The organism is Neisseria sp. HMSC066H01 (assembly GCF_001837375.1).
Taxonomy (GTDB): Bacteria; Pseudomonadota; Gammaproteobacteria; order Burkholderiales; family Neisseriaceae; genus Neisseria.
Genome location: NZ_KV832195.1, coordinates 290,594 through 310,010, shown reverse-complemented (window position 1 = coordinate 310,010; position 19,417 = coordinate 290,594). Strand labels below are relative to the sequence as shown.

Sequence of the window (19,417 nt, the reverse complement as noted above, 5' to 3'; positions counted from 1 at the left end):
TCTGAATTCTGAATCCAAAGGAGTCATTCATGAGCTGGCTAGATAAAATTCTTCCTCCAAAAATTAAAAACCGAAGCAGTTCGTCCAGCGTCCCTGAAGGTCTGTGGCACAAATGTCCGTCTTGTTCGGCAACGGTTTACTCAACCGAGTTGAAACAAAACAGCGAAGTCTGCCCGAAATGTAATCATCACAATCCGCTTTCTGCGCGTGAACGTTTGGACCTGCTTTTGGATGAAGAAGGCCGTGAAGAGATTGCAGCCAATATTAAACCGACAGACCCGTTGAAGTTTAAAGACAGCAAAAAATATCCGGATCGCCTCGCTGCTGCGCGTAAAGCAACCGGTGAAGACGATGCTTTGGTCGTTATGAGAGGCACCATGAACGGCCTGCCTGTCGTGGTGGCTGCGTTTGAATTCCGCTTTATCGGCGGCTCTATGGGTTCGGTAGTGGGTGAGCGCTTTGTGCAGGGTGTACGCCGTGCTGTTGCAGATAATTGTTCGTTTATTTGCGTGGCGGCTTCCGGTGGTGCGCGTATGCAGGAGGGTTTGAACTCTTTGATGCAGATGACGAAAACCAGCGCGGCTTTGCATTTGCTGACTGAAAAACGTCTGCCGTTTATTTCCGTATTGACCGATCCGACCATGGGCGGCGTATCTGCCAGCTTTGCCTTCTTGGGCGATGTGGTTTTGGCAGAACCGAATGCTCTGATTGGTTTTGCAGGTCCGCGCGTTATCGAGCAGACTGTACGCGAAACCCTGCCGGAAGGTTTCCAACGTGCAGAATTCTTGTTGGAGAAAGGTGCAATCGACCAAATTGTCGATCGCCGTTCCATGAAAAAACGTATCAGCGATTTAATTACCTTGTTGCGTTATGAAGGTAAAGTAACTGCTGCTTGATGAGCACAATAAGAAAGGCCGTCTGAAAATAATATTTCAGACGGCCTTTTTAATTATTGATGATTAAGCAGTCAATGCGGCTTTCAAAACCTTGTTGACTTCGCCCATGTCGGCTTTGCCGGCCAGACGGGTTTTCAGGACGCCCATGACTTTACCCATATCGGTCATGCCTGATGCACCGGTTTCTGCAATGACTGCTTCAACGACAGTCTTGATTTCTTCTGCAGACATCATTTGCGGCAGATAGCGGTTGAGGATTTCGATTTCCGCGTTTTCTTTGTCAGCCAAATCTTGACGGCCGGCTTCGGTATAGATTTTGGCGCTGTCTTTGCGCTGTTTCACCATCTTGGTCAGGATGGAGATGACTTTTGCGTCATCGGCTTCAGTGCGCTCATCTACTTCAAATTGTTTGATGGCGGCATTAATCAGGCGGATGGTGCTTAAAGACACTTGGTCTTTGGCACGCATGGCGGTTTTCATGTCTTCGGTTAATTGTGTTTTTAGGCTCATAATGTTCTCACTTTATATAAAAAGATGCCGTCTGAAAAACAAAACACACCGCAAAGCTGCCCTTGCGGTGTGTCGTTTATCACAGGGCAGGCCTGTAATTAGTACATTTTAGGAGGCAGTTGTTGGCTGCGCAGACGTTTTTGCAGACGTTTGGCTGCAGCAGCTTTTTTGCGTTTGCGTTCGGTAGTTGGTTTTTCGTACGCTTCACGGGCGCGCAGCTCGGTCAACAGACCGGTTTTTTCTACGGCACGTTTGAAACGACGCATGGCAACTTCAAATGGTTCATTCTCTTTAACACGAATAGCAGGCATTTTATTTCCTTTAAATTTTGTTCAATCAAACCGTTTTAAGAAATAGAGGACGGTTTGTCATAATAGGGGAGTTGTTGTATCGCTGGTTTGCCTAGGGCAGGGCGGGATACGCGCCGTGATGTAAACATCACCTCCTAACAAGTTGGCTTTTGCCGTGCAAGTGACCTTTTCGGTCAGAAACAATTGGGCGATTTTCTTATAAACCCGATAGTTTGTCAAGATTGCAGGCCGTCTGAACGTTTGATTCTGTCTCACTTTTCAGACGGCCTATCGGGCATTAATAGCGGCCGGGAACCGTACCCATACGTTGTTTCAACGAAGTTTGCGGTTCGTTGAACAATGACGCGTAATAAGTCGCGTTGGTCATGACTTTTTTCACGTAGTCGCGGGTTTCGGTGAATGGGATGGTCTCGGCGTAGATAGCGCCTTCCAAAGGCGAAGAAGCCTGCCAGTTGCGGGCGCGGCCGGGGCCGGCGTTGTAGCCTGCGGTGGCCATTACTTCGTTATTTTGCAGGCGGCGTTTGGCATCTGCCATATACCAAGTACCCATGCGGATATTGCCGTCCATGGTGTAGAGTTCGCTGCTGCTCATGCCGATTTTACCGGCGATTTCGCGGGCGGTTGCAGGCATGACCTGCATCAGGCCTTGTGCGCCGACGCTGGATTGAGCGCCCATGACAAAGCGGCTCTCTTGGCGAATCAAACCGTAAACCCATGCAGGGTCAACGCCTGCCTGTGCGGCATAGCGGACGGTCAGGTCTTTAAACGGAGAGAGGTAGCGCAGTTTGTAATTGAGTTTGTGGTCGGTACGGTCTGCGCTGTTGATTGCCATGTCGTAGAACTGGTTGTCAAAAGCGACTTGTGCGGCAGTCAACAGGTTGTCTTCGTTGAAGTCGCGGGTCGCAAAACGCCATTCTGCCTGTGCCTGACGGCGCATTTTGGAGTCGCCGTTGCTTTGGCTGTTTTTAAACAGAACCAATGCGCGTTTGATGGCGCCGTCTTCGCTCATGCGGCGGACGTCTCTGGCATCAGCATCGGAAACGTTGTTGCGCGTATTGATGCGGCGGCCCAATTCTTCACCTGCCATTACGGCGTAGAAATTGCGGCCGGAAGCGGCAGCTTTTTCGTACATTTCTTTGGCTTGGCTGCTTTTGCCTTGTGCAGCGAAGCTGCGGCCCAGCCAATATTGCCATGTCGGGTCTTTTTGCAGTTTTTCAGGCATATGCTGAATCACGCTTGCCAATTCGTCCCAACGTTGCAGGCGCAAAGCGGCGCGTGCGTACCATTCTAATTGTTCGTCGGTCAGTTGTTTGTGGTCGGAAACGCGGCCGTAGTAGCTCAAAGCAGTCGGCATGTTTTGGCTTTGTGCATGATAGTGGCCCAATACGCCCCATGCGAAGCTGCGTTGTTCGCGGCTGAGGCCGGATTCCATGTCGGACAGGGTAGCGGCGGCAGAAGCGGATTTGCGTGCATCTTTGCCGATCACGCTCAACAGGCTGTATTCGGTCGCACCTTGCGCGCCACCTTCAAAAGGGCTACCCAATGCGGCAGCGAGGTTGCGTGCATCTGTGGTTTGACTGTTGCTCAACAAGCCGCGCACGCGACGCCATGCGTCGTTGGTGTTCAGACGGCCTGAAGCTGCCGCGCTTTCAACCAAGCGGGTACAACCGGCAGGCAGTTTGCCGGTAACGCGAACCAGCTCGGCGGCTTTGCTGTAATTGCCGCTGCTCAAATCGGCATAACATTGCACTTCTTGTGCGACGCCGGCGGCGTTCAATTTGCTGAATTCTTGACGGAACAAATCCCATTGGCCGCGCGCGCCCAAGGTTTTCAGCCATTCGTTGCGGACGTTTTCAGCCATTGCGCTGTCGCTGGCTTGGGATAAAAATTGTTGTACCCAAGCATCGTCGCCGTGTTTGGCGGCATCGATGGCGCTTTGGTATTGGCTGTAATCGGACAGGACTTTGGATTCGCTGTCGGCGCGGCGTGAAGGAATAGAAGTAGATTTAGACTGAACGACGGTGTCGGTTTTCGAAGCAGTCGGTGTGTTTTGGGTGGCGCACGCCGATAAAACAGCGGCGGTAATCAAGCTGAGGGAGAGGGGGAAAAGACGTTGAACGTTCATTGGATACCGTGTCGTTTTTAGAATCAAAATAGCTGCTTATTTTAAATGATTTATGCGGAATAACCGAATTACAAACCGATATTTACATTTTCAAAGCCCGGAAATGACTAAGGCCGTCTGAAATATGAAACACTTTTGAGGTATTCCTATTTCAGACGGCCTGTTATGAAGGAAGTCGTCAATCGGGTTTGTGTTCGATATAGTCTTGCGGTTTGTCGGCTTTGCTGGTGCGCGTAACCGTATATTCGCCTTCGATAATGTCTTCATCATCTTTGGCAGAGCTGTAAGTCTGGCGGCTTTGGAATGACTGCGTAGAAGAAACGGCCGCGTTGCCTTTAAACGGAATCAGCAAGAGCAGGGCAACGGCGGTTGAAATAAAGCCGGGGCTGAGCAGGAAAACTGCGGCGGCAGTATAGCGAATCGGCCACAGCATCTGGTAGAGGGAAATGTTTTGGCCGCTACGGACGGCTGCACCTGCGAGCAATAAGCCGGAGATACCGGTATGGCGCAGCATAAAGATACCGCTGATAAAGCTGAGAGCCATCACAAACAGCGTCCAACCGCCGCCAAGCCAGTCGGCAACCCAGACGATGGACATGATTTCCAAAAAGATTAAAACCAAAAAACCGATTCCAAAATACTGCATAAGAGTTTGTTCCTTCATTCAACGGATAGTGTCGATTGTGTTCTATCTAGATAAAGATAAACCTTATTTTTTTCAAGCAAATGCTGTGTGAAAAAGGGTAAACGGGCGATGAGGCCGTCTGAACGGAGATAAAAAGAAGGCAGATGTTTCAGACGGCCTTTAGATATTTTATCGCATCACATTGTTCCAATCACTTTCAAAATAACTGACGAGAATTTGGTTGTTCAAATAATTTGCTTCCACCTTGCGCCTTGCCATATCGGGCGGAAAACGGAACATTTCGGCGACGGTCTGAGCATTGAGATAGCGGGTGGGTACGTCGAATTTTTGCGGAATGGGGAAGTTTTGGTCGAAGCCTGCCAACACAAATCCCCATTCGCCAAAGGAAGGGACGTAAACATGATAGGGCGCGGTATTCAACTTGGCCGCTTCTAGGGTGGCAACGACCGACCAGTAGGCGTTAGGGGCGAAATAAGGCGAAGTCGATTGCACAACAATCTTGCCCTGCGGCTCAAGATGGCGGGCAACGAGGCGGTACATGGGGACGGAGTAGAGTTTGCCCAGCGAGAAATTGGACGGGTCGGGCAGATCGATGATGATAACGTCGAATTTTTCAGACGACCCTTCCAGCCATTTGGCGGCATCGTCGTTGACGACGTGCATTTTGGGATGGGACAGTGAACTTTGGTTGAGTGCGCTCAAGGTGGCGGAGGTTCTAAAGGTGGCGGTCATGTCAGGGTCGAGATCGACCAAAGTAACATTTTTGACCTGCGGATATTTCAAGACTTCGCGTGCCGCCAATCCGTCGCCGCCGCCGAGAATCAGGACGCGTTCGGCATTGGGAACCATCTGCATGGCAGGTAGAACGAGTGCTTCATGGTAGCGGGCTTCGTCGCGTGAGGAAAATTGCAAGTTGCCGTTGATATAGAGGCGGGTGTCGTCTTTCCAGCGGGTAACGACCAGCCGTTGGTAGGGCGAATGGCTTTGATAGACGACGGGATCGCCGAAATAGTTTTGTTCGGCTTTAAAGGAAATACGGTCGGCGTAGGCGAAGAGCGTAATGAGCGCGGTCAATACGATAAAGGCACGCGTACGGATGGCGTGATAGCGGGGTAATTCGGATTTGAATACACGTGCAGTCAGATAGGCGACGGCGGCGTTGAAAATGCCAAACAACAAGGCTGAACGCGCCATGCCGAGTTTGGGGGCGAGCAGGAGCGGAAATAATAACGAGACGGCGAGTGCGCCCAAGTAGTCGAAGGTCAGGACTTTGGAAACGAGTTCTTTAAATTCCGCACCTTTTTGGTTTAACACGCGCATGACCAAAGGAATTTCCATGCCGACAACCATGCCGACAATCAGCACGAAGGCGTAGAGCAGGGTGCGGAACGGGGCGGCGGATAAACCGAAGGCCACAAATAATGCCAGCGCGGAAATGCCGCCGATGATGCCGACCAGAAGTTCGATTTCGATAAAGCGGTGCAACACGTCTTTATCTTTGATGTATTGGGTCAGGTGGGCGCCGATACCCATTGAAAACAGATAAAGCCCGATGACGGAGGAAAACTGCAAAATACTGTCGCCCAAAAGATAGCTTGCGAGCGCGGCAATGATGAGTTCGTAAGCGAGGCCGCAGCTGGCGACGATAAAAACGGAGATGATGAGGGTGCGGTGGGCGTTCATGATGACGTTTTTGTTGCTTGAGTGTGGGCAATGTAATGATTTTTAAGGTGGGCTGCAAGTTTAATTATAGGATGTAGAAAAGGCCGTCTGAACAAATTGTTTCAGACGGCCTTTAATCTGTCAGGCATTAATAGCGGTGTTTGAATACCATACCCAGTGCGTAAGAAGATTTTTTCGGCAAATCTTGGTCGTATTTCGGATTGACGTTTTCTTTCAACCAGCCGGCGCCGAGTGTGGCGGTCGTCCGTTTGGAGAAGCTGTAATCGGTGCTGACGGCGACGTGTTTGTAGTCTTCGCCGATAGAGCTTTTACCGTAGGCAAAGCCGATTTGAGGTTTGAAATTGCCGATTTTATATGAACCCGACACCATAAATTCTTTGGTGTTGTTGATTTCTTTGTCGTAAGAACCGGCTACGTTGCCTGCCGCATCTTTCCATACGCCCCAGCAGCTGAAGCCGTCGCAAGTGTTTTTGGCGTATTGGAACGCGGCATCGACGGAGATTTTGTCTTTGCTGTATCCGGCCATGAAAGCGTGGGCTTGGAAGTCTTTGGTTTCGGTTGGGGAGTCGTTGGGTGCGTATTCGGCAGCGTAGTGGGCGTTAAAGCCGTTGTTGGGGTGGTAGTAGTCCACGCCCCAGCCGAAGACCCAGTCGCCGTCACGTTTTTTGTCCGGATTCCAGTCGTTATTGTTGCGCGCGGCATTGGAACCTGGGGAGACGTTGAATTTGAATTGGAAACCGTTTTTCCAAGGCGATTCATAAGCCATGGAAACGCGGCGTTGGCCGAAACGGGAAATTTTGCCGAATTCCAAAATCGGGCTGTTGGTATCGAACGGATTCAGATAAATGCTGTTCATAGGGGTACTGATGTAACCCATTTTGACGGTGCCGAGGTTTTTGTAGCTGTTGAGCGCGACGTATGAGTCGGCAGTACCCCAGCCGCCCCAGCGGTCGGAATCGAAGTAAATAAAGGAGCCAAGTTGCCATTTCAACCATAAGTCGTTGTTGAGTGGTACTTCATCGGAGAGATAAAGACTGGAACTTTTATCGGAAATGGTTGTAGAGGTTACACCGGTTTTATTGTTGTGTTCGACCTCGGTCATGATGTAGATGGTACCGCTCATTTTAGGTTCGGCGTGGGCGAAGCTTATGGAAGAGCCGATGAGGGTAGTGGCAAAAAAACAAGATAACTTGTTCATTTTGTTCTCCTTTTATATCTTTTTCTTAATTGGGGACGGGAAATTCGGATAATCTTATTTGACAAATTATAAAAAATCAATACATTTGTAACTTATCGTAGGATAAATTGAAAAATAGTTTTCAGTTACGTATTTTTGTGTTAATTTGCCAACAATCTTGGACGACTGCTTTTATTTCGATGGTATAGGTAGTTTTAAACACTATTTTTATATCTGGAAATAGAGGATTAAACTGGGTTTAAAAACTTCAAATATTTGTAGTTAAATGTAGTTTGAATAATCAGGCCGTCTGAAAAAGAAGAATACCCAAAAGAAGGAATGAAATATGGCCGGAAAAACCTATCCGCTGTTGGCTGCATCATTGGCCGCCGTATTTGCGTTGTCGGCGTGCAGCCGCGATGTCAAACCCGCCCCTGAGTTTAAGCGTACTGATTATGAGCGCGTGGTGGTCAGCAACGGCGTCGAGCCGGGTACGCTGGACCCGCAGATGAGCGGCGATATGGCGGCGGGTGCGATTATCCGCCAGCTGATGGATGGTTTGGTCGGTACGGATGCCGAAGGCAAAACCATTCCTGCTTTGGCGGAAAGATGGGAAAGCAAGGGCGAGCGTGTCTGGACTTTCCATCTGCGTGATGCCAAATGGAGCAATGGCGATCCGATTACTGCCGAGGATTTTGTGTACAGCTTCCGCCGTCTTGCCGATCCGGCCACGGGCGCACCTTTCGGCAGCTATTTGGTCGATGCCCAAGTGGAAAATGCGGAAGATATATTAAACGGCAAAGCCAAGCCTGAGACATTGGGCGTTAAGGCGTTGGACGCGAAAACCCTGCAATTTACGCTGATTGCACCCGTACCTTATTTCCCCGATATGCTGATTCAGCAATTCACATTTCCGGTGCACCGCGCCACTGTCGAAAAATACGGCAACAAGTGGACGCAGCCCGGTCATTATGTTTCCAGTGGCGCTTATCTGTTAAAGGATTGGAAAGTCAACAGCCACATCAATATGGAACGCAATCCCAATTATTACGATAAAGACAAAGTAGCCATTCCGAAGGCGGTTTTCTTGTCAGGCAGCGGCGAGTACAACCGTTATCGCGCCAATGAAATTGATGTAACTTACGGCATTCCCAGCGATCAGGTCAAAGTGGCGGATATTGAGTTTCCGGGACAAGTGAAACGCACGACTTCTTTGTGCAGCTGGTATTTGGAGCCGAACCACGAAGCAGCGCCGTTTAATGATCCGCGCGTCCGCAAGGCGCTCAATATGCTGACGCGCCGCGACATTGTCGTCAAAGTGGGCGGCCGCGGCGATACGCCTGCCTTCCAATTGACACCGCCGCAAATGCAGGGCGTGATTCCTGTTTATCCGGAGTGGAAAGAGTGGACGCCTGAAAAACGCATCGAAACCGCACGCAAACTGTTGAACGAAGCAGGCTACAACGATGACCATCCGCTTGAGTTCGATATTTTGTACAGCACCAGCGAAGCGTCTAAAAAACAAATCACTGCCGTGCAGTCGGTGTGGAAAGCCGCCATTCCGTTTATCCGTCCGACTTTGTCCAACGAGGAATGGAAAACTTATTTGGATACGCGCGCGCAAGGCAATTTCAAGGTTTCGTTCAGCGGCTGGTGTTCCGATTTCAACGATCCGGCAGGTATGCTCAATATCTTGAAATCCAACAATTCAAACAATGCATTCCGCTACAAAAGCGCGGCGTTTGACGCATTTATGAACAATACGCTGAAAGATGGTGTCAGCAAGGAAGCGCGCAGCCAGCTCTATGCCGATGCGGAGAAGCAGCTTCAAGAAGACGCTGCGCTGATTCCGCTGTATCATCAGGTTGAAGTGCGTATGGTCAAGCCTGATATTATCGGCTATTCCGACAAAGACCCTTTGCGGAACTATACAGTCAAGAGCTGGTCGTTCGCACCGAAAAAATAGATTGATGATAGACAGCACAAATTTTCAGACGGCCTTGATGACAGAGGCCGTCTGAAACAATAGGAGACATAACACATGAAATCTGTACAACAACGTTTGTCCGCTTTACGCGAAGCCATGAAAAAACATGGCGTGGACGCGTTTGTCATTCCTTCCGCCGATCCGCACCTTTCCGAATACCTGCCCGAGCATTGGCAGGCACGCCGCGATTTTTCCGGCTTTACCGGTTCGGCCGGCACTTTGGTGGTAACCGCCGATAAAGCTGGCGTGTGGACAGACAGCCGCTATTGGGAACAGGCCGGCCAACAGCTTGCGCCAAACGGCATCGAGCTGCAAAAAATGGGCGTTGATGCGCCTTATACCGAATGGTTGGCACAAAATCTGCCCGAGGGCGCAGTGGTCGGCGCGCCTGCCGATATGTTCGCACTCAGCGGCGAGCGCGGTTTGAAACAGGCACTTGCCGCCAAAAACATCCGCCTCGAATATCCTGAAACCTTGTTGGACGAAGTGTGGGACGACCGTCCTGCATTGCCTACTCCGGAAATCTACGTTCACCATCCCGACTACGTTTCCGAAACTGCAGCCGAAAAACTGGCCCGTATCCGTGCGGCCATGAAAGAGCAGGGCGCAGATGCGCATTTGGTTTCCTCTTTGGACGACATCGCTTGGATTACCAATCTGCGCGGCGACGATGTGCCGTTCAACCCTGTGTTCTTGTCCCATCTGTTTATCAGCCAAGACAAAGCCGTATTGTTTACCGATGCAGGACGTCTGAAAGCCGAATCTGCCGAAGCTTTGAAAGTGGCAGGTTTTGAAGTATTGCCTTATGCGCAAGCGGCGGACTATTTGGCAGGCGTTAACGGCACATTGCTGATTGATCCGAACAAAACTGCTGTCGGCACTTTGCGCCGCCTGCCTGAAGACGTCCGTTTGATTGAAGCCATCCACCCAAGCACATTCTTCAAATCAGTCAAATCCGATGCCGACATCGCCCATATCCGCAATACCATGGCGGAAGACGGCGCGGCATTGTGCGGCTTCTTTGCCGAGTTTGAACAAATCTTGGCAGACGGCGGCGAATTGAGCGAGCTGGACATCGACGGCATGCTCTATAAACACCGCAGCCAACGTCCCGGCTTTATTTCGCCAAGTTTCGACACCATCGCCGGCTACAATGCCAACGCCGCCTTGCCTCATTACAGCGCGACACCGGAAAACAACAGCAAAATCAAAGGCGACGGTATGCTGCTGATTGACTCCGGCGGCCAATACTGGGGCGGTACGACCGACATCACACGCGTGGTGCCTGTCGGCAATCCGAGTGCGGCCATGAAACGCGATTACACTTTGGTGTTGAAAGCGCATATTTCTCTGGCGGAAACCATTTTCCCTGAAAACATCAAAGGCCCGATGATTGATGCCATCTGCCGCAAATCGCTCTGGCAGGCGCAATGCGATTACGGTCACGGTACTGGTCATGGCGTGGGCTATTTCCTCAATGTGCACGAAGGCCCGCAAAGCATTGCCGTTGCCGCCGTACCGCAACCACATCACGCAATGAAGTCAGGCATGCTGACGTCCAACGAGCCGGGTCTTTACCGTCCGGGCAAATGGGGTATCCGTATTGAAAGCCTGGTCATCAACCGTCCGGTTGAAAACCCTGAGGAGACCGAGTTCGGCAAATTCCTGTATTTCGAGACCGTTACCCTCTGCCCGATCGATACGCGCCTGATCGATACCAAACTGATGACCGGCAGCGAAATCGAATGGCTGAACCAATATCACGCCGAAGTACGCCGACGTCTCGAGCCTTTGACAGAAGGCGCGGCCAAAGCATGGCTGATTGAACGCACCGAACCTTTGGCGCGTTAACGTGCAAGGCCGTCTGAAACGGCGGATACAAAGTTTCAGACGGCCTTATAACAATAATTATCTAAAAACTAAAAAACCTTACCCGACTCCGAATAAAAACAATAACCCGGTCGGAATAGAGAGAGAAACCGGCGCGGCGACGTTACAGATGCCTGCTGCCATTCATCCGATTTCCGCTTCAGGTCAGCTTTGTTTTCACGAGTCCGGTATGTTCAGACAGGACAGCCTGATTATGTTGAAATTCATCATCAAACGGATATGTGCTTCCATCCCGACCATGCTGGTGTTGATTACCGTATCGTTTTTCCTGATGCGGCTCGCACCGGGCAGCCCGTTCACAGGCGAGCGCAACCTGCCGCCTGCGGTCATGGCCAACATCGAAGCCAAATACCACCTCAATGATCCGATGTACCTCCAATATTTCCACTACCTCAAGCAGTTGGCGCAGGGGGATTTGGGGCCGTCGTTCAAATATAAAGATTTCAGCGTTAATGAGTTGCTTGCCCAATCCCTGCCGGTATCGGCAGAACTTGGCTTCTACGCCTTTTTAATCGCCGCCATCTTCGGCATGTTTATCGGCATCATTGCCGCCTTAAAACAAAACAGCTGGCTGGATTATTCGCTGATGAGCGGCGCGATGACCGGTATCGTCGTTCCTAGTTTTGTGATGGCGCCGGTATTGGTGTTGGTGTTTGCCGTCAGACTGCAATGGCTGCCTGCAGGCGGCTGGAACGATGGCGCACTGATGAACCTGATTCTACCTGTCGTTACTTTGTCCATCGGTTATGTATCCAGTATTGCGCGGATTACGCGCGGCGCGATGATCGAAGTATTGAACAGCCCCTTTATCCGCACGGCACGCGCCAAAGGCCTGCCCATGAGCCGCATCATCCTGCGCCATGCGCTGCGTCCCGCCATGCTGCCGATTGTTTCTTTCTTAGGCCCGGCATTCGTCGGCATTATCACCGGCTCCATTGTGATTGAAAACGTGTTCGGTATTCCCGGCGTCGGACAATTGTTTGTCAATGGCGCGCTCAACCGCGACTACGGCATGATTTTGGGTTTGACGATTTTGGTGGGCATCATGACCATTTTGTTTAACGCCATCCTCGATATTCTGTATGCCATTATTGATCCGAAAATCCGTTATTAATCCCATTTGCGCAAAGGCCGTCTGAAACGTTCAGACGGCCTGAAGAAAGAAGAAAAAGCGAGAGAGAACATTATGTTATTAAAAAAGAAGCAGACTCAGGCCCTTGCAGAGGCAGCAGAATACGCCCAAGTACACGGCAAAAGCCTGTGGAGCGACGCATGGCGGCGTTTTAAACAGAACAAAGCGGCGGTGTACAGCATTATCATCCTGTTGCTGATCAGCATTTTTGTGATTGTGGCGCCATGGATTGTCCGCTACACCTACGACTTCACCGACTGGGACAATATGCAGATTCCGCCGTCTTTTTCTACCCATCACTATCTGGGTACGGACTTGCTCGGCCGCGATTTGCTGTCGCGAGCGGCAACCGGCGGACGTATTTCCTTGCTGGTCGGTGTGGCCGGCGCATTGGTGGCCGTTGTCATCGGTACGCTTTACGGCGCGATTGCCGGCTTTATCGGCGGTAAGCTCGATTCGCTGATGATGCGCTTTTTGGAAATTTTGAACGCGTTTCCATTTATGTTTTTTGTGATTCTGCTGACCACATTCTTCGGCCGCAACCTGCTTTTGATTTTTGCCGCCGTGGGTTTGGTGTCTTGGCTGGACGTGGCGCGTATCGTGCGCGGCCAAACCTTGAGCTTGAAGCATAAAGAGTTTGTCGAAGCAGCGCGTGTGAGCGGCGTGGCAAAACGTAAAATCGTAACGCGCCACATTATTCCGAATGTTTTGGGCGTGGTGATGGTGTATGCCTCATTGTTGGTGCCGGGCATGATTATGTTCGAATCCTTCTTGAGCTTCTTGGGCTTGGGTGTGCAAGAGCCGATGACCAGTTGGGGTTCGATGCTGCAAGAGGGCGCGATTTCGATGGAAGCCGCACCATGGCAGCTGCTCGTGCCGAGTTTCTTCCTGGTAACCACTTTGTTCTGTTTCAACTTTATCGGCGACGGCCTGCGCGATGCGCTTGACCCGAAAGACCGCTAAACCACAACCAAAAGGATAATCAAAATGACAAAACAGTTACTGGTTGTAGAAAATTTGGACATCAATTTCGAACTGCATGAGAAAACCGTGCACGCCGTGCGTAATGTCAGCTTTAAAGTGGCAGAGGGCGAAACATTGGCTTTGGTCGGCGAATCCGGTTCGGGCAAGTCGGTAACGTCCATGTCCATCATGCGTCTGCTGCCTGAGAAATTTGCCCGATACAGCAAAGATTCACGCATTACGTTTGACGGCATTTCCATTTTGGACGCCGATGAGAAAACCCTGCGCGATTTGCGCGGCAACCGCATCAGCGTGATTTTCCAAGAGCCGATGACTTCTCTCAATCCGTTTATGCGTATCGGTACGCAGCTGATTGAAGCGGCGCGGGTGCACAATAAAAAGCTCGGCAAAAAAGAGGCAGGACAAAAAGCATTGGCATTGCTGCAACGGGTTGGCATCAAAGAAGCCGAACGCCGCATGAAGCAGTATCCGCACGAATTTTCCGGCGGTCAGCTGCAACGCATCATGATTGCCATGGCGCTCATCAATGAACCCGACCTGCTGATTGCCGACGAGCCGACCACCGCTTTGGATGTAACCATTCAAGCCGAGATTCTCGATTTGCTCCATGACTTGCAACAGCAAATGGGCATGGCGATTATCTTCATTACCCACGATTTGGGTTTGGCGGAACACTATTCCAAAACCGTCTGCGTCATGCGCAACGGCGAAATTGTCGAGCGTGGCAAAATCAAAGAAGTATTTGCCCATCCGAAACACGAATATACCGCCGAACTCATCAATGCCATTCCCAAAGGCATGAAAGAGCCGGAAGAAAATAACGCCGGCGTGTTAATCGAAGCCGATAATGTCCATGTTTCTTTCGTATTGAAGCAAAACTTTTTCGGCAAGCCGCTCAAAACTTTTGACGCCGTCAAAGGCATCAGCCTCAAAATTAAAGAAGGCGAAACATTGGGCGTTGTCGGCGAGTCCGGTTCCGGCAAATCCACGCTGGGCAAAGCCGTCATGCAGATGCTGCCTTATACCGGTCATATCTCTTTTGAAGGCAAAGACCTGAAAAACTATACCGCCGAAGAAGCACGCCGCCTGAAATCGCAACGGCAAATTGTGTTCCAAGATCCGTTCGGTTCGCTTTCCCCACGCCTGACCGTTGGCGAAATTATCGGCGAAGGTTTGACGGTTCATCATCCTGAAATGACCAAAAAAGAACGTATCCAGCGCGTTTTAGAAGTTATGAAGGAAGTGTCCCTGCCGCTTGACGCGCTCAACCGTTATCCGCACGAATTTTCCGGCGGCCAGCGTCAGCGTATCGCCATTGCACGCGCCGTTATCCTGCGCCCGAAATTCATCCTTTTGGACGAGCCGACCTCCGCACTTGACCGTTCCGTACAATCCAAAGTGGTCGAACTTTTGCGCGATTTGCAAAAGAAATACGGCCTGACTTATATGTTCATCAGTCATGACCTGTCTGTCGTGCGCGCCGTCAGCGACAACGTGATTGTGATGAAGCAGGGCGAAATGGTCGAGTACGGCAGCGCGGATCAAATTTTCCACCATCCGCAAAATGACTACACCAAACGTTTGATTAACGCCGCGTTTGATTTGTAGAAAAAGCAAAGGCCGTCTGAAAAGAGATTTTCAGACGGCCTTTTTAAGCGGAGGCTTTTTTCATCTAATTAGCGCTACTGTTGCCTATGCCTGTGCGGCATCCAATGCCTGTGCCAAATCGGCAAGCAAATCGTCGATATGCTCGATACCCACGCTCAGGCGTACCATGTCGGGGCTGACGCCTGCTGCGGCGAGTTCTGCATCGTCAAGCTGACGGTGGGTCGTTGTAGCGGGATGGGTAGCCAGCGATTTGGCATCGCCGATATTCACCAAGCGCAGGAAGAGTTGCAGTGCGTCAATGAACTTCGCGCCGGCTTCACGACCGCCTTTAATACCGAAACTCAGCAAACCTGAGGCTTTTCCGCCATAGTCGCGGTCAATCAGAGCTTTATACGGACTGTCGGGCAGAGCAGGGTAGTTTACCCATTCGACCTGCGGATGTTTCTTTAAGAATTCGGCTACTTTCAAGGCGTTTTCGCAATGACGTTCCATACGCAGGGCAAGGGTTTCCAAACCTTGAAGCAGCAAAAATGCGCTGTGCGGAGACAGGGCAGCACCGGTGTTACGCAATGGGACGACACGGGCACGGGCGATATAGGCTGCCGCACCAAAATGTTCGCAGTAGTTTACGCCGTGGTAAGACGGATCAGGCTGATTGAAGGTTTTTTCAAAACGCGGATTGCCTGCCCATTGGAATTTACCGCCGTCGATAATGGCACCGCCAATCGTTGTGCCATGGCCGCCGATGTATTTGGTCAGGGATTGGATAACGATGTCGGCGCCATGCTCGATCGGGCGGAACAACGTGGGCGTAGCGACGGTATTATCTACCATTAAAGGCAGCCCTTGAGCGTGCGCGGCTTGGGCGAATGCTGGAATATCGACGACATTGATGGCGGGATTGCCGATAGATTCGCAATACACCAGTTTGGTGCGGCTGTCGGTATTGGCAGCAATTTCTTCGGGTTTGGCCGGATCGATAAAGCGTACTTCTATGCCTTGGCGCGGCAGGCTGTGGGCAAAGAAATTGTATGTGCCGCCGTAGAGGGTTTTGGTTGCAATGATGTTGTCGCCTGCTTCAACCAAGGTTTGAACGGCATAGGTAATTGCAGCCATACCGCTGGCGACAGCCAATGCGGCGATACCGCCTTCCAAACGGGCAACGCGTTCTTCCAAAACGGCAGTGGTCGGATTCATGATACGGGTGTAGATATTGCCCGCTACATCAAGGTTGAACAAGTCTGCGCCGTGTTGCGTGTTGTCGAAAGTGTATGAAGTGGTTTGGTAAATGGGGACGGCAGCGGATTTTGTAGTCGGTTCGGATTGATAGCCTGCATGCAGGGCAATGGTTTCCCGTTTCATTTAAATATCCTTGTAGCGATTAAATAATGATAAATAGAGGCCAGCAGATTCGGATTTGAAGGGCAAACTTTCCATAACGGAAAAGTTCGGTATGCAGCAGCATACAGCCTTTCCTACAAGAAAGATTACCCTGAGCGACACGCAACTGACCCAAGAAGAACGATACCACATTCAAGACCTGTCCTGCCACCACACCATCATCGAATGACACCCCATCACAATACTGTTTACCGCGACCTTCTCCAAGATAAAAGCAACGGAGGTACTCTGTGGCAATATCTCGAAATATGCAGCAAACCCTACCGCAAACGATACGGCGGCATACAGACCTGAAGCAAAATGCACAATTGCGTCGGCATAGGAAAAGCCCAGCATGGTTGAGAGAAAATTCCGCATTGGTGATGGGTAGGCTGATGCCATTGACGGCAAAGATTAGAAAAGCGGAGACCTTCGCAAAAGTCCCCCAAGTCTCTAAATGTCTGGGTAGGACTTTAGGAATTTGGGGGAATTTTTAAAGGTATTAGGCCGTCTGAAACTGCGTTATAGAAAGTTTCAGACGGCCTTTGTGGGATTCTTTGGATTTGAAAATAAAAAAAGACTTGAATCATCAAGTCTCACATTTCATTTTCACTAGATAAAAACATATCAAGAATGGCGGAAGCGGTGAGATTCGAACTCACGGAGGGCTATCAACCCTCGACGGTTTTCAAGACCGTTGCATTAAACCGCTCTGCCACGCTTCCATTCTTGAAGCCGTAATATTAATGGAACTTACGGCCTTTGCCAAGAGGTATTTTAGAAAAAATATCTAGGATTCTGTTTTTATTTAGATTGTTCTTCACGCATGAATACCCATTCGGCTTCGTTTGAAGCTGCCTCATTGAATGAATAGCCTTCGTAGTCGAAGTTTTTGAGCATTTCAGGCTCGGTAATGCCGTGTTCTGCCGCGTAGCGTACCATCAAACCGCGTGCACGCTTGGCGTAGAAGCTGATGATTTTGTATTTGCCGTTTTTCTCGTCTTTAAAAATCGGCGTAATCAGGCGTGCGTTGAGTTTTTGGGTGTTGACGGATTTGAAATATTCTTGTGATGCGAGGTTGATTAAAACGTCGCTGCCGGCCTGCTTCAGTGTTTGGTTGAGCAGGTCGGTAATTTTATCGCCCCAAAATTCGTAGAGGTTTTTACCGCGCGAGTTGGCAAAGGCCGTGCCCATTTCCAAGCGGTAGGGTTGCATCAAGTCGAGCGGGCGCAGTACGCCGTATAGGCCGGAGAGCAGGCGGACGTGTTGTTGCAGGTAGTCGATTTGCTCCGGCTTGAGCGTATCGGCGGCGATGCCTTCATAGACGTCGCCGTTGAACATAAATACGGCCTGTTTGGCGTTTTCAGGTGTAAACGGCGTGTGCCATACGGCATTGCGTTCGGCGTTGAGCAGGGCGATTTTGTCGGAAACATGCATCAGCTCGGCGATTTGTTGAGGGGCAAGCTGACGCAACTCCTGTATCAGGATTTCTGCTTCGGGCAGAAGGTCGGGCTGGGTAAAGCTGCTGACGGGGGAGGGGTCTTTTTCGTTGAGGTTTTTGGCTGGGGATAAGACAAAAAACATAATAATTTCGGCTTTGAAATGAATAATGTGTGGGATTGTAGGTTTAAAATCGAGGAAGAACAAGACGGGCTAAACGCATTAATTGAATGCTTTTATTGAAACGTATTTCTGTTGAAAGTAAAATTCGAAGCTTCCACCTGTTTCTGACATTTCTACTTGAGGAGAATATCATGTCTAAAACCATTATCCATACTGACAAAGCCCCTGCCGCAATTGGCGCATACAGCCAAGCAGTCCGCGCAGGCGATACGGTTTATATGAGCGGTCAGATTCCTTTGGATCCGGCCACGATGACTGTGGTCGGTAATGGCGACTTCCGTGCCGAAGCCGTGCAAGTATTTAAAAACCTGCAAGCCGTAGCCGAAGCGGCCGGCGGTTCTTTGAACGATATCGTCAAACTCAATGCTTATTTGACCGATTTGGCCAACTTTGCCGTGTTTAATGAAGTGATGGCTGAATTTATCGAGCAGCCTTTCCCTGCGCGCGCGGCAGTTGGCGTGGCCAGCCTGCCTAAAGGCGTTCAGGTTGAAGCGGAAGCAGTATTGGTTTTAAACGCATAATTGATGTTTCAGACGGCCTGGGCTGGGCTTGAGGCCGTCTGAAAAGAATAACAACGGAAAACAATAATAATGGCACATTACGCAATCGGAGACATTCAAGGCTGCTTTGACGAACTGACTTTGCTGCTTGCCAAAATCGGCTTTAATCATGGTACGGACACCCTTTGGCTGGTCGGCGATATTGTCAATCGCGGCCCGAAGTCATTGGAAACCTTGAAATTTGCCAAAGAGCACGACAGTAGTGTGCAAATGGTTTTGGGTAATCATGATTTGCATCTTTTGGCCGTCGGTTGCGGTGAAGGAACGCTCAAGCGCAGCGATACGGTTGAGCCGATTTTGACCCATCCCGAGAGTCAATCCCTATTGGACTGGCTGCGTCATCAACCGCTTTTGGTGCGCGGCAACAGGCATGTGATGGTGCATGCCGGTATTTTGCCGCAATGGTCGGTTGATAAGGCCGAAAGCCTTGCCCGTGAAGCCGAGGCTGAATTGCAAGGTAAAAAATACAGGAAATTTTTTGGCAAAATGTACGGCAACAAGCCGACTGCGTGGACGGATGATTTGACCGGCTACGAGCGCCTGCGGATGATTATCAATGTCTTTACCCGTATGCGTGCGCTGACGTACAAAGGCGAATTGGATTACGAATATAAATCCACTCTGAAAAAAATGCCGCTTTACCTGCGCCCTTGGTTTAAAGCGCCCGATAGGCAGAATTTGGATTATATTACCGTGTTCGGACATTGGTCGTCGTTGGGCTATGTTAATACCGATCAGGTTATCGCTTTGGATACCGGCGCGTTGTGGGGCGGAGAGCTGACAGCGGTCAATTTGGATACCAATGAAGTGATACAGGTACCGTCGTTGGGCGGATTGGACTGGAAAACGGCATTAAAATAGTTTTGGATAAGATGAAAGGCCGTCTGAAATGTTTCAGACGGCCT

Annotated in this window: 16 protein-coding genes, 1 tRNA gene and 1 pseudogene; 9 read left to right on the top strand and 9 right to left on the bottom strand. The window is 50.4% G+C overall.

Features of this window, described 5'->3' with window-relative positions:
* The first annotated feature begins 29 nt into the window (after positions 1 to 29).
* Complete coding sequence (gene accD / locus HMPREF2551_RS08295) at positions 30 to 896, top strand: acetyl-CoA carboxylase, carboxyltransferase subunit beta (RefSeq protein WP_070838387.1); 867 nt, start codon at positions 30 to 32, stop codon at positions 894 to 896.
* Between the two features lie 63 nt (positions 897 to 959).
* Here the strand turns inward: accD and HMPREF2551_RS08290 are convergent, their stop codons facing one another.
* The 6 genes from HMPREF2551_RS08290 to HMPREF2551_RS08265 form a co-directional block, all read right to left on the bottom strand.
* Positions 960 to 1,406, bottom strand: a complete 447-nt coding sequence (locus HMPREF2551_RS08290) for a GatB/YqeY domain-containing protein (protein ID WP_070838385.1) — start codon at positions 1,404 to 1,406, stop codon at positions 960 to 962.
* Between the two features lie 98 nt (positions 1,407 to 1,504).
* On the bottom strand, positions 1,505 to 1,717 hold the full coding sequence (gene rpsU, locus HMPREF2551_RS08285) for a 30S ribosomal protein S21 (RefSeq protein ID WP_003680926.1): 213 nt from the start codon (positions 1,715 to 1,717) through the stop codon (positions 1,505 to 1,507).
* A gap of 277 nt (positions 1,718 to 1,994) precedes the next feature.
* Complete coding sequence (locus HMPREF2551_RS08280; protein ID WP_070838382.1) at positions 1,995 to 3,842, bottom strand: lytic transglycosylase domain-containing protein; 1,848 nt, start codon at positions 3,840 to 3,842, stop codon at positions 1,995 to 1,997.
* Between the two features lie 178 nt (positions 3,843 to 4,020).
* Entirely contained in the window at positions 4,021 to 4,488 is a 468-nt protein-coding gene (locus HMPREF2551_RS08275) for an FxsA family protein (RefSeq protein WP_070838380.1), read from the bottom strand.
* Between the two features lie 168 nt (positions 4,489 to 4,656).
* Entirely contained in the window at positions 4,657 to 6,174 is a 1,518-nt protein-coding gene (locus HMPREF2551_RS08270; RefSeq protein WP_349267170.1) for a polyamine aminopropyltransferase, read from the bottom strand.
* A 124-nt stretch (positions 6,175 to 6,298) separates the two neighbouring features.
* Positions 6,299 to 7,369 (bottom strand): porin, encoded by a 1,071-nt coding sequence (locus tag HMPREF2551_RS08265; RefSeq protein WP_070838375.1) that lies wholly within the window; start codon positions 7,367 to 7,369, stop codon positions 6,299 to 6,301.
* A 325-nt stretch (positions 7,370 to 7,694) separates the two neighbouring features.
* On the opposite strand from HMPREF2551_RS08265, the gene HMPREF2551_RS08260 reads away from it, so the two are divergent.
* From HMPREF2551_RS08260 to HMPREF2551_RS08240, 5 genes are all read left to right on the top strand, one after another.
* Complete coding sequence (locus HMPREF2551_RS08260) at positions 7,695 to 9,314, top strand: ABC transporter substrate-binding protein (RefSeq protein WP_049323491.1); 1,620 nt, start codon at positions 7,695 to 7,697, stop codon at positions 9,312 to 9,314.
* A gap of 75 nt (positions 9,315 to 9,389) precedes the next feature.
* The gene (locus HMPREF2551_RS08255) at positions 9,390 to 11,186 is read left to right on the top strand and encodes an aminopeptidase P family protein (RefSeq protein ID WP_070838373.1); all 1,797 of its coding nucleotides are present in this window, start codon (positions 9,390 to 9,392) and stop codon (positions 11,184 to 11,186) included.
* A gap of 232 nt (positions 11,187 to 11,418) precedes the next feature.
* Complete coding sequence (gene oppB / locus HMPREF2551_RS08250) at positions 11,419 to 12,339, top strand: oligopeptide ABC transporter permease OppB (RefSeq protein WP_036472303.1); 921 nt, start codon at positions 11,419 to 11,421, stop codon at positions 12,337 to 12,339.
* Between the two features lie 72 nt (positions 12,340 to 12,411).
* The gene (gene oppC, locus HMPREF2551_RS08245) at positions 12,412 to 13,320 is read left to right on the top strand and encodes an oligopeptide ABC transporter permease OppC (protein ID WP_070838674.1); all 909 of its coding nucleotides are present in this window, start codon (positions 12,412 to 12,414) and stop codon (positions 13,318 to 13,320) included.
* Between the two features lie 24 nt (positions 13,321 to 13,344).
* Positions 13,345 to 14,949: an ABC transporter ATP-binding protein gene (locus HMPREF2551_RS08240; RefSeq protein WP_070814436.1), complete on the top strand. Its 1,605-nt coding sequence runs from the start codon at positions 13,345 to 13,347 to the stop codon at positions 14,947 to 14,949.
* An 84-nt stretch (positions 14,950 to 15,033) separates the two neighbouring features.
* On the opposite strand, the gene HMPREF2551_RS08235 is transcribed toward HMPREF2551_RS08240, so the two are convergent.
* Complete coding sequence (locus HMPREF2551_RS08235; protein WP_070838371.1) at positions 15,034 to 16,311, bottom strand: O-acetylhomoserine aminocarboxypropyltransferase/cysteine synthase family protein; 1,278 nt, start codon at positions 16,309 to 16,311, stop codon at positions 15,034 to 15,036.
* Positions 16,312 to 16,506: 195 nt separating this feature from the next.
* Here HMPREF2551_RS08235 and HMPREF2551_RS10750 point away from each other — a divergent pair.
* A pseudogene (locus tag HMPREF2551_RS10750) lies at positions 16,507 to 16,717 on the top strand (IS30 family transposase); the annotation flags it as partial.
* Between the two features lie 246 nt (positions 16,718 to 16,963).
* Here the strand turns inward: HMPREF2551_RS10750 and HMPREF2551_RS08225 are convergent.
* Both HMPREF2551_RS08225 and yaaA read right to left on the bottom strand, forming a co-directional pair.
* Positions 16,964 to 17,054 (bottom strand) — tRNA-Ser (locus HMPREF2551_RS08225).
* Between the two features lie 79 nt (positions 17,055 to 17,133).
* Positions 17,134 to 17,913: a peroxide stress protein YaaA gene (gene yaaA, locus HMPREF2551_RS08220; RefSeq protein ID WP_070838673.1), complete on the bottom strand. Its 780-nt coding sequence runs from the start codon at positions 17,911 to 17,913 to the stop codon at positions 17,134 to 17,136.
* Between the two features lie 170 nt (positions 17,914 to 18,083).
* Here yaaA and HMPREF2551_RS08215 point away from each other — a divergent pair, with 170 nt between their 5' ends.
* Both HMPREF2551_RS08215 and HMPREF2551_RS08210 read left to right on the top strand, forming a co-directional pair.
* Entirely contained in the window at positions 18,084 to 18,473 is a 390-nt protein-coding gene (locus HMPREF2551_RS08215) for a RidA family protein (RefSeq protein WP_003746001.1), read from the top strand.
* A 69-nt stretch (positions 18,474 to 18,542) separates the two neighbouring features.
* Positions 18,543 to 19,373, top strand: coding sequence for a symmetrical bis(5'-nucleosyl)-tetraphosphatase (locus HMPREF2551_RS08210; RefSeq protein ID WP_070838367.1), 831 nt, complete (start codon positions 18,543 to 18,545; stop codon positions 19,371 to 19,373).
* Positions 19,374 to 19,417 lie beyond the last annotated feature (44 nt).